Origin of the sequence: Coprococcus sp. AF38-1 (assembly GCF_003603945.1) — a bacterium.
Lineage (GTDB): Bacteria > Bacillota > Clostridia > Lachnospirales > Lachnospiraceae > Coprococcus > Coprococcus aceti.
On sequence record NZ_QVGO01000004.1, the window covers coordinates 148,610 to 163,949 of the forward strand.

The 15,340-nt window shown below is 46.1% G+C and carries 10 protein-coding genes and 1 pseudogene; 1 reads left to right on the forward strand and 10 read right to left on the reverse strand.

Going from position 1 to position 15,340, the window contains the following annotated elements; genetic code table 11:
* Window positions 1-24: 24 nt before the first annotated feature.
* A complete protein-coding gene (locus tag DW025_RS07030) occupies window positions 25-549 on the reverse strand; it encodes an adenine phosphoribosyltransferase (RefSeq protein ID WP_015534328.1) in 525 nt (174 codons plus the stop codon).
* 63 nt (window positions 550-612) lie between these two features.
* Complete coding sequence (recJ, locus tag DW025_RS07035) at window positions 613-2,496, reverse strand: single-stranded-DNA-specific exonuclease RecJ (protein WP_119999336.1); 1,884 nt, start codon at window positions 2,494-2,496, stop codon at window positions 613-615.
* 269 nt (window positions 2,497-2,765) lie between these two features.
* On the opposite strand from recJ, the gene fucO reads away from it, so the two are divergent.
* On the forward strand, window positions 2,766-3,914 hold the full coding sequence (gene fucO, locus DW025_RS07040) for a lactaldehyde reductase (RefSeq protein WP_119999338.1): 1,149 nt from the start codon (window positions 2,766-2,768) through the stop codon (window positions 3,912-3,914).
* A gap of 168 nt (window positions 3,915-4,082) precedes the next feature.
* Here fucO and DW025_RS07045 read toward each other — a convergent pair whose 3' ends face one another.
* The 8 genes and pseudogenes from DW025_RS07045 to DW025_RS15130 form a co-directional block, all read right to left on the reverse strand.
* Entirely contained in the window at window positions 4,083-4,775 is a 693-nt protein-coding gene (locus DW025_RS07045; RefSeq protein ID WP_243104927.1) for an HAD family hydrolase, read from the reverse strand.
* A gap of 102 nt (window positions 4,776-4,877) precedes the next feature.
* Window positions 4,878-7,070: a protein translocase subunit SecDF gene (locus tag DW025_RS07050; protein WP_015534332.1), complete on the reverse strand. Its 2,193-nt coding sequence runs from the start codon at window positions 7,068-7,070 to the stop codon at window positions 4,878-4,880.
* A 21-nt stretch (window positions 7,071-7,091) separates the two neighbouring features.
* Window positions 7,092-8,456 (reverse strand): thioether cross-link-forming SCIFF peptide maturase, encoded by a 1,365-nt coding sequence (gene scfB, locus DW025_RS07055; RefSeq protein ID WP_055146142.1) that lies wholly within the window; start codon window positions 8,454-8,456, stop codon window positions 7,092-7,094.
* Between the two features lie 146 nt (window positions 8,457-8,602).
* Window positions 8,603-8,752, reverse strand: coding sequence for a six-cysteine ranthipeptide SCIFF (scfA, locus tag DW025_RS07060; protein ID WP_015534334.1), 150 nt, complete (start codon window positions 8,750-8,752; stop codon window positions 8,603-8,605).
* A 72-nt stretch (window positions 8,753-8,824) separates the two neighbouring features.
* A complete protein-coding gene (locus tag DW025_RS07065) occupies window positions 8,825-9,187 on the reverse strand; it encodes a TIGR04086 family membrane protein (protein WP_015534335.1) in 363 nt (120 codons plus the stop codon).
* 74 nt (window positions 9,188-9,261) lie between these two features.
* Window positions 9,262-9,912: an HAD family hydrolase gene (locus DW025_RS07070; protein ID WP_119999341.1), complete on the reverse strand. Its 651-nt coding sequence runs from the start codon at window positions 9,910-9,912 to the stop codon at window positions 9,262-9,264.
* Window positions 9,913-9,928: 16 nt separating this feature from the next.
* Entirely contained in the window at window positions 9,929-15,118 is a 5,190-nt protein-coding gene (locus DW025_RS07075) for an Ig-like domain-containing protein (protein WP_119999343.1), read from the reverse strand.
* Between the two features lie 12 nt (window positions 15,119-15,130).
* Window positions 15,131-15,340 (reverse strand): annotated as a pseudogene (locus DW025_RS15130) (hypothetical protein); the annotation flags it as partial.

Below are 15,340 nucleotides of genomic sequence, written 5' to 3' on the forward strand. Positions count from 1 at the left end.
ACTTCCTGTTTTATTCTGCCCTGATCATTCGCCCTCAAACTGTACTACTGAAGCCACGTCATATTTGGAAAGTCTCTCTCTTCCCTTCAAGTCTGTCAGCTCTATGAGGAATACCATCTTGACCACGATTCCGCCAAGGCTCTCTATAAGCTTAGCCGCAGCCTCTATGGTTCCACCTGTTGCAATAAGATCATCCACCAGCACAACCTTCTCACCCGGCTTGATGGAATCCTTATGTATCTCTATAGTAGCCTGTCCATACTCAAGATCGTAAGACATCTCCACGGTCTCTCTTGGAAGCTTGCCCTTCTTTCTCACGAGAACAAGTCCTTTGCCGTTCTTGTAGGCCAGCGGTGCTCCAAATATAAATCCTCTGGACTCTGCTCCGGCGATGACATCGTAATCTACTCCCTCCAGCAGCTTATCCATCTCATCGATGGCCAGCTTCATGCCCTCAGGATCCTCAGTTACACTTGTCACATCCCTGAATATGATTCCCGGCTGTGGAAAATCAGGAATACTCTTGATATACTTTTCTACCTCACTCATCTTACGTCCTCCTGTATGATATATATTACAAATGTACTTAATAATATTCTCATCAAAGTCAGCTTATATTCCCTTGTTATAGGCCTCCATCTTCATCTGGAGTGAACGTCTTCCCATATATTCATTGATGGTCGGATAGTATGCTACATCTATCACTACGGCGTTCGGCTGACCATTTAACATTTTAACACATTCATCCTCTCCAAACCACTGTTTTATGTTATTCACAAATGTATCCTGATCAAAATCTATGGCATCCACGCACCTTCCGTACCCAGTATCAAGCTGGAGCTTCAGAAGATTTTTGTTTCTTCCAAGTATCTGCGCCCTTCGCACCGGTACTGCCGCCTGTGCAAACAGCGGTTTCCTGTTGCCCTTTCCGTATGGCTCAAGCCTCTCGATCTGTTCCGTCAGCTCTATGCTGTTGTACGCCAGCGGCATGGCCACATCTATCATCAGCTTAGGTGTTATATCTTCATCCGTCAGCACCGCCGCTTCATTGAGCTTCCGCCTCAGCTCGTCAAGCCTCTCCTTCTCTATGGAAAAGCCCGCCGCCATGGCATGTCCGCCAAATGCAGTGAACATCTCCCGGAACCGGTTCAGCTCCTCGAACATGTTGTAGCTGTCTATGGATCTTCCCGATCCTTTCAGTATCCCCGGCGTCTCTGCGTCCGTGAACACCATCACAGGTCTTGTGTATGCCTCCTTGAGCCTGCTGGCGATTATTCCCACAACACTCTCATGTACAGCCGGTATATACACCACAAGTACCTTGTCCGCAAGGGTAGCCGCCTGTCCGAACTCTCCGTTCACAGTGGCTGTCTCAAGCATATCTGTGATATGCCGGGCTCCGGCCTCCGTCATGCTCTTTCTCTCATTGTTGACAGCCAGCAGTTCCCTAGCCTTTGCCTCGGCGACATTTGGATCTCTCTCAAGCAAGAACTCAAGGCTCTGTTTCGCATCCCCCAGTCTTCCCGCCGCATTGATGCACGGCCCTATCAGAAATCCCAGATCATACGTTGATATCTTCTTCTCATTTCTGCCGCTGAGCATCATGAGGGCATTCAGACCCGGATTGCGGCTGTCCTTCAGACTTTCAAGGGCATATTTTACATAGAGTCTGTTCTCATCCACCAGATCCATCATGTCACAGTTGGTAGCCAGCCCCAGGATCTCCATGAATTCATTTACCTCGCTCTCGGCTATCCCGCATATCCTGTACATGTACTGGATGAGCTTGAACGCAACGCCGGCCCCGCACAGCCCCTTGAATGGATATTCACAGTCCTGCCTCTGATTGTCTATGACCGCATCCGCCTGGGGCAGCATATATACCCGCTCGCCGCCATCACTCTCCTCAAATGGGATCTGATGGTGATCCGTGACGATGACCGTAAGCCCACGCTCCTTCGCATATCTCACCTGTTCTATCGCCGCTATTCCATTGTCGCAGGTTATGATAGTATCAACACCATCCGATATGGCGGCATCTAAAAGTCTTTTATTTATTCCGTATCCATCATGCACTCGATGTGGAATGTCGTAATCCACCACGATGCAATCATCAGCGCAGCTTCCGTGCAGCGCCGCCCATGTTCTCCGAAGACCGAGAAGCAATATATAATTGGAGGTAACCCCGTCCACGTCGTAGTCCGAGATTATCCTTATTCTCCTGTTATCGCTGAGCTTTTCCTTTATTATCTCACCGGCTTCCACCATATCCTTCATCAGTGCCGGATCGTGCATGGAATCCCAGCCGCCATCAAGGTACATAGCTATGGCTTTCTCCCCGGTGACTCCTCTGTTCGTGATAACCCTCGCCACAACAGGACTCACACCGAACCTCTCGCCTATGGCATTAAAGTCCGCTCTTTTGCCCGCCACTCTCCACTCTGGCTTCTTCACATATTTATCTATTATATCCTTCTGCTCCGGTGTCAATGTCATCTTCTGTTCTCCGTATCATTTTATCGCAGGAACATATCCGCATCCCTGCTGTATCCATCCACATATTTTAGCAGACGCATTATGGTATTACCAGTGTAAATGCCGCCATTTTGCCTGTAAATGTTGACATTTCACCTGTTATGTCTATTTGCTTTTTATTGTATAAATGTTATAATAAATATACATTTTGAATATATCTTTTGTGCATTTTGATGGCAGTATCTGAAAGTTCTATCACAAATGCGCAGTGCAAAGGAGGAGATATTTTTATGGCAAACAGATTCGTACTCAATGAAACCTCTTACCACGGAGCGGGTGCCATCGCTGAGATCGCCACAGAGGCAGTCGGCAGAGGCTTCGCCAAGGCTCTTGTGTGCTCAGATCCTGATCTGATCAAGTTCGGTGTGACCAAGAAGGTCACCGATGTTCTGGACGGTGCAGGACTTGCATACGAGATCTATTCCAACATCAAGCCAAACCCTACTATAGAGAACGTGCAGCAGGGTGTGGCCGCATTTAAGGCTGCTGAGGCAGATTACATCATCGCCATAGGCGGCGGATCATCCATGGACACTGCCAAGGGTATCGGCATAGTTATTGCCAACCCTGATTTTGCAGACATCAGAAGTCTGGAGGGTGTTGCACCTACAAAGAATAAATCAGTTCCTATATTTGCAGTTCCAACTACAGCCGGAACCGCAGCAGAGGTAACTATCAACTACGTCATCACAGATGTTGAGAAGAACCGCAAGATGGTATGTGTTGATCCTAAGGACATTCCTGTTGTGGCATTTGTCGATCCTGAGATGATGAGCTCCATGCCAAAGGGACTCACCGCAGCAACAGGTATGGATGCACTGACACACGCAATCGAGGGTTACATCACCGCAGCCGCATGGGAGCTGTCAGACATGTTCCACCTCAAGGCAATCGAGATCATCAGCCGTTCACTCAGAGGGGCTGTTGCCAATACGCCTGAGGGCCGTGCAGATATGGCTCTTGGCCAGTATGTTGCAGGCATGGGCTTCTCAAATGTAGGTCTTGGAATCGTTCATTCCATGGCTCATCCACTGGGAGCTCTGTATGACACACCTCACGGTGTTGCAAATGCCATCATTCTCCCAACTGTCATGGAGTACAACGCAGAGGCTACCGGCGAGAAGTACCGCGAGATAGCAAGAGCCATGGGCGTCAAGGGCGTGGATGACATGACCCAGGAAGAATACAGAAAGGCTGCTGTCGACGCAGTACGCCAGTTGTCCATCGATGTGGGAATCCCTACAAACCTTAAAGACATTGTAAAGCCAGAGGATATTCCATTCCTGGCACAGTCAGCCTACGATGACGCATGTCGTCCGGGCAATCCAAAGGAGACTAGCGTGGAGGATATCACCAAGCTCTACGAGTCATTGATCTAACTGACCCATTAGATCAAAATATGTCAGTCCTTTGCCGGGACTTACATATTATATATGGGACCTCACCAGTCCCCTTAAACCCCTAAAAACTAACTAAAAGAACTCCTGTTACAGAGATTTTGCTCTCTCTGCATCAGGAGTTCTTTTTTTATTCGTCGGATCCATCTGTCATGCTCTGATGGACTCAAGAATATACTCTTGAAACTCATTCATATTCTTAAATATAAAATCTGCCTTATCCCTCATCTCATCATCCGGCTGCACGAGGTCCGGGATCATGGCAATCTTCATCCCTGCCGCATATGCTGCTCTGACTCCGTTGTATGAGTCCTCCACCGCCCATGCACTCTCCGACTCAACTCCAAGCTCTTCACAGGCCTTCAGGAATATATCCGGTGCGGGTTTGCTCCGATCTACCATGTCTCCACATACAAGCTTATCGAAGTAATCTATCACCCCGAGGTTGATGAGCTCCATGGTGACTACCTCTTTTCTGGTGGATGTGGCAAGGGCACATGGTATGCCATTATCCCTGAGCATCTTCAGCATGTCCGTAACTCCCGGCTTCAGCACAAGCTCTCCCTCTGCCGCTGCCCGGTGGAATTCCGCCGCCATCTCAACCTTGAGGCTCTCATATCTCTCCTCATCCAATGTATCCTGTCCTTCATCACATCTTCCTTTGTACATCTGCACGAACAGCTTCTTCGCCGCCTCACGGTTGAGTCCAAGGGCAGCCATACAGAAGCTCTCTATGTCCTCTATGCCATATTTGTCCGCTGTCTTATGCCAGCTCTTGACAACCAATTGTTCTGAATCGAGGATGACTCCATCCATATCAAACACCACTGCTTTACAATTCATATCTCTTCCATCTCCCAATAATACAACAGGCTTCCACAGCATCTCTGCCATGGAAGCCTGTTATCATCTGTCATCTGACATCCGTCCGATAACTTTATTCTATTAAGCATCTTTTTCTGTCTTACCAAGCTTTGTCTTCATGTAGTACCAGAGTGGTCCTGTGATACATACTGAAGAGTAAGCACCGATAACTACACCAGCCATAAGTGTGAGAGCGAACTCCTTGATAGAAGCTACACCCATGATATACAGAACGAATATTGTCACAAATGTTGTGAGTGATGTATATATTGTTCTGCTGAAGGTCTGGTTGATACTCAGGTTGACTATATCCTTGTATGTGGCCTTCTTAGGCTTCATAACACCTATATTCTCTCTTACACGGTCGAATATGATGATCGTCGCATTGATCGAGTAACCCACTATGGTAAGCAGACATGCGATACATGTGTTACCAACTGTAAGTCTCAGTATAATATACAGACAGAATACCATCGCAACATCGTGGAGAAGTGCGATAACTGCACTTGCACCAAACTTCACATCATGGAATCTGATAGCAATGTATATAAGCATCAGAATAGCTGCAAGGATGACTGAGAATATAGCGTTCTTGGACATCTCGCTGCTGACCGATCCACTTATTACATTTGCCTCCTTGACATCTGCGCCAAGCTTGTCTGTGAGTGCGCTACGCACCTTGGACATCTGTGAATCATCTGTTCCGTCATCTGAAAGTTCTGGCATCTTGAACACGATCTCATTTGTTCCGGATACTGTCTGAACTGATATTCCTGCCTCACCGATACCGGCAGCCTCTGCAATGACAGGAACTATATCTTTCTCAGCCTCGCTAAGTGAGTACTCTTTGTCAAAACCTACTGTAAGGCTTGTACCGCCTGCAAACTCAACACTGAAGTTAAGTGGTGAACCCTTTGACTTATTATTAACAGGCATCATACAGAAGCATGCGATGATCACAATGAGTGATCCGAGCATACAGAACTTACCTGCCTTCACGAAGTTTGTCTTCTTTGGCTCTCTTGCAACGCCGAAATACTTGGCATCTGTAACGCCGAGATTTACAAGCGCTGTGAGCAGTGACTGGCTGACTGCCAGAGCTGTAAATACTGAAAGAACAACACCGATAGCCAGTGTGATCGCAAATCCCTTGATAGTACCTGTTCCGAATATTCCAAGTACAAGAGCTGCTATAAGTGTTGTAACGTTACCATCTATGATGGCTGACAGGGCATTGTGGAAACCACCCTTTACAGCCTGCTTTACGGACTTGCCATCCGCCAGCTCCTCTTTGATACGCGTGAATATGATTACGTTGGCATCGACCGCCATACCTACTGACAGGATAACACCAGCTATACCAGGAAGTGTCAGTGTTACGTTGAACAGATTGAGTACCAGCAGATCAAGTATTGTGTAGAATGCCAGAGCAAATGATGCCACAAGACCTGGGATCCTGAATACTATGATCATGATAAGAAATACAAGTGCAATACCGATCGCACCTGCCTTAAGGCTTGTGCTGATGGCATCTGATCCAAGTGTAGCACCTACTATATTAGAACGAACCTGCTTAAGTGTAAGAGGAAGTGCACCGATACGGATAGTAGTAGCAAGCTGCTCGGCCTCCTCGTAGCTTCCGATCTTGTTGATTTCTGCGCTTCCGCCTGTTATGGCTGACTGTACTGTTGGTGCACTTACGACCTTGTTGTCATATATAATGTATACTATATTCCCAACATTTGCCGCGGTAACATCAGCGAACTTCTGAGCTCCCTCATCGGTGAATGCAAGCTGTACCACATTGTCATTGCCGTTATCTGAGTCAATTCCGGCTGTGGCATTCTTGATGTCATCTCCTGTAAGAGCAGCCTCATACTCCTGTCCCTGTGACCACTTTGTATAATTGTCCGGATCAAGAAACTCAAGCTTTCCCTCTATATTCAGAGCATTAAGTATCTCATCTGCATTTGTTACACCCGGGATCTCTGCTGTGATCTTCTTGTCTCCATCTTCATAGACTGAGTACTCATTGGTGTAGGCCTCTACACGCTGCTCAATCTTATACTTGGTATCCTCGAGATCCTTGTCGCTGTAATCATCCTCCTGAATCTCGTAAGTTACACTCAGACCACCCTTAAGGTCAAGTCCAAGCTTGATGTACTCGACTTTACCTCTGTCTGCAACACCGAATATTGCTGTATATATAGCAACACCCAGTATAAGCAGAAAGGCAATGATGACGAGCACAGCGTTTCTCTTTGTCTTCTTCATCGTCTTCTCCTTTTACCCTTTTTATTCCTCTTCTGCCTCATCGGCCATAGCCGCCTTCAGCATGATTGCACATTCTATACGCTTCTTCTGAAGCTCACAACCTATGTCATATGCATCAAGTATATTGCCGTGGAACTTGTATGAGTTGGCCGCACAGCCACCGCTGCAATAGAATCTTGCAAAGCAGTCCTTACACTTATCCTTGGCATATACATTGCACAGCTTGAATTCATTGACTATATCCTGATTCTTGATTCCATCAAATACATTTCCTATACAGAAATCGTCCTCACCAACAAACTGATGGCAAGGATAAAGGTCTCCCCAAGGAGTGACCGCCATGTACTCTGTACCTGAACCACAACCGGAAAGTCTCTTGGCTACGCAAGGTCCACCCTCAAGATCTATCATGAAGTGGAAGAAATTGAAGCCTCTTCCCTCCTTATGTCTCTTGATCATCTCCTTAGCCAGGATATCGTACTGCTCAAGCAGTACCGGTATATCCTCTTCCTTTATAGCATATGGCTCGTCCGGAAGTGATACAACAGGCTCAACGGATATCTGGTCAAATCCCAGATCCGCCATATGAAGCACGTCCTGTGAGAAATCAAGATTGTTATGAGTGTAAGTACCTCTTACGTAGTAGCTCTTGCCTGCTCTCTTCTTGGCAAATTCCTGGAACTTGGATAGTATGACATCATAACTTCCCTTGCCATTCCTGGTAGGTCTCATGTAGTCGTGGACTTCCTTCCTTCCATCTATGCTGAGCACCACGTTCGCCATCTCTCTGTTGGCAAATTCCATGATCTCGTCATTCAGAAGCACTCCGTTGGTAGTAAGTGTGAATCTGAACTTCTTGTCATACTTCTCCTCAAGGCTTCTTCCGTATTCCACGGTCTTCCTGACTACATCCCAGTTCATAAGCGGCTCACCGCCGAAGAAATCCACCTCGAGATTTCTTCTTAAACCGGAATTCGCAACCAGAAAATCCAGGGATTTCTTTGCCACCTCAAGTGACATAAGCGCCCTGTCTCCCTTATATTCTCCCTCACCGGCAAAGCAGTATCTGCAGGCAAGGTTACAGTCATGGGCGATATGCAGACACAACGCCTTGACAACTGTCTTTCTCTTCTTGAAATCTATAATATAATCTTTGTATACGTCATCTGTAAATAATGTTCCGTCCTCTACCAGTTGGGCTACCTCGTCATAAGCCTCGGAAACATCTGCGCTGTCATACTGTGACAGTGCCTTTATAATCTGCTCTTTATCATTCTCCTCATATAAAGAAATAATATCATAGACAAGATCGTCTACGACATGTACAGAACCACTACAGACATCAAGCACTATATTATAACCATTGTTCTTGTACTGATGAACCATAATTCTCCTTCAATATATTTCATCGGATCTATCCGTGAAATTCTAATTCAAGGCGCCACACACGGCACCCTTATACACGCACTAAAGAGGACTGTCATCATAAACGACGGTCCCCTTTAGCTGATCAAATACAAACCTGTTACAAATTACTTGTTGTTAACATTCTCACAGCTCTGATTACCAACTGTGCATGATGTCTTACAAGCTGACTGGCATGATGTCTGGCACTCGCCACATCCACCCTTGACCATTGTATTCTTCATAGTCCTGTTTGTGAGTGTTTTAATTCTCTTCATTCTGGATACACCTCTCTTTTTATGTCATATATCGGGATTATAACACAAAGATATATAAAGTAAAAGTTTTTTTTAACTGAGCATAGCCCCCAGCATCCCGCCTGCAACGCACATAATACACTTGGTTATAACTGCTATTCCCTCTCTGTCGCCTGAACCTGTAAACAGCACCGACACGGTCAATGCGACCGATATGTAAGTCAGGCCATACACCATCCCCCACAGGAAACGCTTCTCCCTGACTTTTCTGCCCGTAACAAAGCCCCCGGCAAATGTGGCCACTATGTATATCACAACAACCAGTATACCGAGCACCTTATCGCTTATCCCCACTTTGTATACGACCACCGCCGTTATAAACAGCATGATTATCGTGAGCAGATAGGACAGGATCAATCCCTTTACAACTCCCATAAATTTCTGACTTGCAGACATACTACCACCATATTCTTTACTCTTTACATTATTATGATGTTCCTCCTCATTTTATTAATAAAAATACAGCCTGTTTACTCAAACAGGCTGCATATATCTTCTATATCATAAAAGGTTTTGTATGCACGCTCGCGCGTGATATCATTTGGGTTTATCAGATCCACCACCATGACCGTACATAGCCCTGCCCGGCTGGCAGATATGATACCATTCACAGAGTCCTCAACGGCCACCGCTTCGTCTGGGTTTACGCCCAGCTTCCCGCAGGCCTTCAGATATATATCAGGCTCCGGCTTTCCGTGGGTGATCTCGTCTCCGCATACCTTTTCATCGAAGTATCCGGCTATTCCAACGCTATCAAGTCTCTGCTGCGCACTCGTCCTCGCAGTGGAGGTTGCAAGTGCCATCTTCACGCCGTGTTCTTTTAAGAATCTCAGCGTGTCCTCGACATGTGGCTTTATGTCTATTCCATACTTTTCCACATGTTCATCGAACAGATCCATTGTTCTCTGTCTGAACGCAAGATAATCAAAATCTTCGCCCATTATTTCCTTAAATACCCGGGCGTTGGAGGTCTTGTTGCCTCCAGCCACCCGGTCACATACATTTTCCATCTGTGCCTCAGGAATCCCTATGCTCATGCCGTTTTCCTTCCAGCACTTCCTGTATATCTTCTCCGTGTCTACCAACACGCCGTCCATATCAAATACAACTGCCCTGTACATAGCACTTTCTCCTACATTAAACAGCGGCGTTTTTCTTTCTTCTTCTGCCAGCTATGATGATGAATGCAAGCAATGCAAGAAGCAGGATCGCTGCGATTATTATTATGATCAGCACAACCGGTGACATCTTTTCGCTGAGCTTGAAGGTGAATACCTCTCCGGTCTCTCTGTCATATGTTGTCGCTATATTACCGGCCTTATCCTGGGCTGTTACCTCAACCGTGTATGTATCATACTGGTCTACCTGCATCTCATACTTGTTATCTGCCTGATAGCTTGCAGGATCTATGGTATTGCCATTTATAACGATGGATGTGATCTCGTCTTCCTCATTCTCAAGACCTATCGTCATGTTGAATGGCTCTCTGAGAGTCTCTCCATCCTCAACACCTGTTATGATGATTCGTGGTGCAGTACCATCATACGTATAATCAAATTCCTGTGTTGCCGTGTGTCCAACCTTGTCAGTTACTGTAAGTGTTATCTTGTGATATCCGTCTGTCATATCTGAGAAATCGATAAGATTTACTCCGTCTATCTTGGCGTCAACCGAGAAGTCTGAAGTATCACTTACATCCCACAGTGCTTCGTAGCCCTTGTCTCGTATATCAGCAAAATCTGATGCATTGAGAAGCAGTGTTCCGTCATCGCTTGCAATGCTCTTGCTCATGAATCCGGCAAGTGTCGATGTAGCCTTGAGCTCAGGTGGTGTGTTATCGACTGTGAATACCAGGCTGTAATCATCAGCCTTATTTCCCAGTTCATCCTGCGCTGTTATTGACACCTCGTATACACCATCCTCAGAGAATCTCTGGCTTCCTGTGCTGAGCTCTGAAGAATTGCTGTAATTTGTAAAGTATGATGATGACACATCCTTGCTGTCCTTCTTCACGGTTATCTTCACATCATCTGTCGAGAAGAATGACTCCTGAACGCTCAGTGACATATCAACATAGTTCGGTGCGGAAGAATCCATACTTCCTATTGGGTCGTAATTCTTTACTTCCTTGTTGTCCTTATCCACTGCGCTCACCTTTACAACAGGTGCCTTTGAGTCAACCTTGAAGGTCTTGGTCTGGCTGGCTGCCACATTTCCTGCAAGATCTCTTGCATTTGCTGTGATCGTGTACTCGCCATCCTCTGTAAAGTTGTAAGTTGCGGTATGTGGATTGCTTCCTGAGAAGCTGCTTGTTCCCAGCGTAGCGATATTCGATGCCGCTGTTCCGTCCGTCTTTCTGGTTATTGTCACGTTAAATGCATCTGCGGCAAGATTGTTGTTCTCATATGCAAATGAGAATGCCTCATCTATGCTGATGGTTGCATTTACCGCCGTTGTCTGTCTGTCGTTCATTCCTGAAATCGATATAACCGGTGCAGTCTTATCGATTCTGAACTTCACTGTTCTGGTCACAGCCTTGTTGCCCGCCTTATCCTCTGCGGACACGGTGACTGTGTAATCGCCCTGGGCGTCAAATGTCACACCACTGAGTACCTCTCTGACTGTGCTGACTCCATCGCCCTTTGTTCCCCAGGTAACATTCTTTCTGATATCTCTGTTCTCTACAACAGATCCACCCTCATTTGTTCTGACTACATGAATGGTGTACTTTCCACCTCTCATGTTATCTGTAAGTGTTACAGGGACTGTCACATCGCTGTTGTTTATAGTGTTGACATTTCCAAGCTGTATCTCAGGCTTGTGCTTGTCTATGTAGAAATGGGTTCCTGTTGTCCCTTCATTTCCACACTTGTCGGTAACGGTCATGGTGAGATCATACTCACCTTCCTTATCATATGTGTACTTCTTGCCCCATGTTCCGCCGTTACTCTTTATATAGAAGTATTGCGGATTCTCATCCACTGCTGCATTTCCATCATTCTCTGTGATAATAGTGTTCTGAAGCGACTTGAACTGTTCCTCCACACCAACTCTGAATGATATTGAAGTCTTGAAGTAATTGTTATTATCCAGTCTGTACTCAGGATCATCGTCCACATACACAAGTGGCTCTGTGGTGTCGACGTAATAATTCTTTGTATTGAGAGCACTTGTGCCCTCCTGAACACTGAACGCCTCGTCTGCTGCCGGCTTCAGTGCATTGCCGGAATTATCGGCTCCCTCAACTGTGAAATAATATACAGTTGCCTTGCCGCCCTTAGCTGTCATCTTATATGCTGCAGTGGTCTTGCCATCTGCTGTCTGGAACGGAACCGTTGTCTCTGACCAGTTCGAATCACTGTAGGTCTTGTAGTGTACCTTAAGCGTTGCATTCTGTGCATCCATTCCATAATCATCTTCTATGCCAAATGTAATAGTTCTGCTCCTGTTAAGGAATCTGCTGCTTCCACCGGACACAACTGATATCTCAGGGCTCTTCTTATCTATTACAAATGAAGTTGTTGCCTTACCCGACTCATTGCCAACCTCATCGACAGCAACGATCGTGATATTATAAAGTCCAGGCTCTTTGAATGTTGTGGACTTTGCTGCATTTGCAGTGTAATCCGCATCCAGCTCATACTTGCTTATGCTCCTGCCATCGCGTGTTCCTGTCACAACGAACTTCTCCACGAAGTAATTGTCAGTTCCCCTTGCTGTTATGGTCACATTGCTGTTATTCCAGTAATTTATCAGCTTTCCGCCGGCAGTTCCATCTATTGACACTGATGGCTTGACGGTATCAACTATCAGGTGTATCTCCTGGCTGGCCTTGCTCTCGTTTCCTGCTCTGTCCTTCAGCTTAACAGTCATCGTGTACTCTGTATTTTCATCTGTTATGCCAAGGGCCTTTGCATCCAGTGTCTTTTCTATATCATTTCCTGATACATTAATGCTTCCTGTAATGTCCTGTGATCCGGCTGCGCTGCTTCTGCCTACTGTATATGTAACTTTGCCATTGCTGTCATTGTTATCGGAACCAGAGACCTTGATCTTCACGTCACTCTTTGATCTGTAATAGAATGTCGATCCTGATTTGTATTTCTGGTTTGCACACTCCAGCTTCACATTTGCCGGTGCAGTCTTATCATAGTAAACCTTTATGCTCTGTACTTCTTTGAACTTCGTGTCAGCATTGTTCGGATCGTGTATTCTCGCCATGAGTGAGATCTCGTACACACCCTCATCTGGAAGCTCGTAGGATATGTTGACCGTATTCTTGTCATATGCAGCGGCAACTGTACCCTTTACCTCAACTGCCTTATCATTCTTTCCTGCAAATGATGTTCTGGTGATCACCAGCTTTGCGTCATCTGCTGCAAGCTGGAAGCCTGATACTGCACCCTCTACAGTCAGAGTATCATCATTTCTCCAGAATATAGCGCCGTTGTCAGCATCTGTACCGTTCACAGATAACTTCTCTCCTGAAAGGCCATCCACATTGACATACACATATGTGTTCGTCTCTGTCTTATTTCCAGCCTCGTCAGTTACCACAACTGTCAGGACATAACTTCCTGAACCATCTATGCTTATCTCTTTTCCGCTCTGCAGGCCATTGTCACCTGTAGATGTTGAATACCAGTTCTTGACCGATGTATATGATCCATTTGCATCTGCCTTCTTGAGTGAAGCGACCGCCGATGCAACACCTGATGTGGCATCGCTGTACTTTATATTAAGAACAGCTTCCTTTGCGTCTGTGACTGTGTACTGCTGATCATTGTTTGTCCTGTCTGTTCCGGCGTTGTCCGTAACCTTTACAACAGGTGCTGTATTATCCACCTTGACTACAGTCTCTATCCTGCCATCTATTCCGGCGAAGTCCTTTGCCGCAAATGTGATGGTATGCTCTCCATCAGCCAGATATATGTCTGACTTTGTTGAATCCTGTACATCTCCACCGCTCACACGGACATCGCTGCTGTATGTGAACTTGTTTCCTTTTTCAAGGATCGTTTCCTTCTTGCCATCCACGCTGTATGACACGGTGTCTATGTAAGAATACTCTCCAGTTGCCTTCACTGTCAGCTTTGTGGATTTCACATAGCTTGTGGAACCGCCTGTAACTGTGAGTTCAGGCTTTCCTTCCTTTACAAATACAATGTCGCCATCCTCATCTGCGCCGACTGAGTTATTGCCAAACTCGTTCTCCTTGGCGTAAATGACAAGCTTCTTGGCATTATCTGCATTATCTGCATTGTCCTTCTTGAACCACTGTGCACTTATCTCGAATTCATATTCATATCCGCCGGACACAGCCTTTTTGCCTGTGCACTCCACTGCTGAAGCTGCACCCGTAAGCTCGTAGTACAGGCTCACGTCATCTATCTCAGTGTTATCACTGCCGACTGTAACCTTCTTCACCTGTACAGTGAACTTATAAGCATCATCTACCTTGAGCTGAGGGAATCTGTAATCCACTCCGTTCTTCTGTATGATCTCAGGGGTAACACTTGTTATGACAGGAGCTCCGTTGAGCTTCTTGACGATAACACTGGTCTCCTCTGACTTGTTTCCTGCAACATCGACCGCTCTGAACTTGTATGTTCCACTCTTATCAGGTGCAACAAACTGGGATGTGCTCTCAGTCTTGCTCCAGGTCTTTCCATTGTCTGATGAATACTCCACATAGTCTATTCCTGTGGCATTTCCCTCTGCTGCATCTGTGGTATCCTTGGCGTCTATCACAAATGTTCTGTCGGCATCACTGCTTGTGAGGTTCAGGAGATAATAGCCATCGCTCACCTTGTTGTGAAGGTTGTAGTTATCATCAGCCTCAACCGATATTGTAGGTGCCTGCTTATCCACGGCAACCTTTATGGTTCCAAGCAGCTCGAAATCACCGCTCTCATCAGTACCTGTATAATAGTAAATAGCTATCTTCTGTACCGCTGTGTCATTCTTCAGCTCATACACATTATCAAATGTGACAAGCTTTCCTGCTGCATCTGTGGCTGTAGCGATCTTATCGTCCGCTGTAGCTCCTTTGTAAACAGCCACTCCTAACTTGCTGCTGTCGATTCCGTCAACTTTGTCGGACTTGATCTTGAACTTTATTGCCTTGTCAAAATCCTTGAAGCCATACACCATATCCGCCTTATCGCCCTTTACAATGGCCGTTACATCTATGGTCTGTATATCTTCCTCCTCCGCAAACAAATGAAAATGTGAATCGATCGCCACAAGAGTGAGTGTCATAACTACCGCCATCGTAAGCGCGATCAGTCGATGCAAAAGTGATTTATTCTGCATAACCTTTTTCATGTCCCTCTCCTCCTATATCTCTTCATCGGAATGTACTATAATTACATTCTTTATCATTCTTACCGAGCTCGCTGCGCGTCCTCCCTGAAGAACGGCTGTGGAATCATCTGCGTCATCGCTTCTAAGTACATCCGTTGCTTCCTCGTCCGCCTCATCACTTCTGAGTATGTCCGTTGCTTCCTCGTCCGCCTCATCACTTCTGAGTATGTCCGTTGCTTCCTC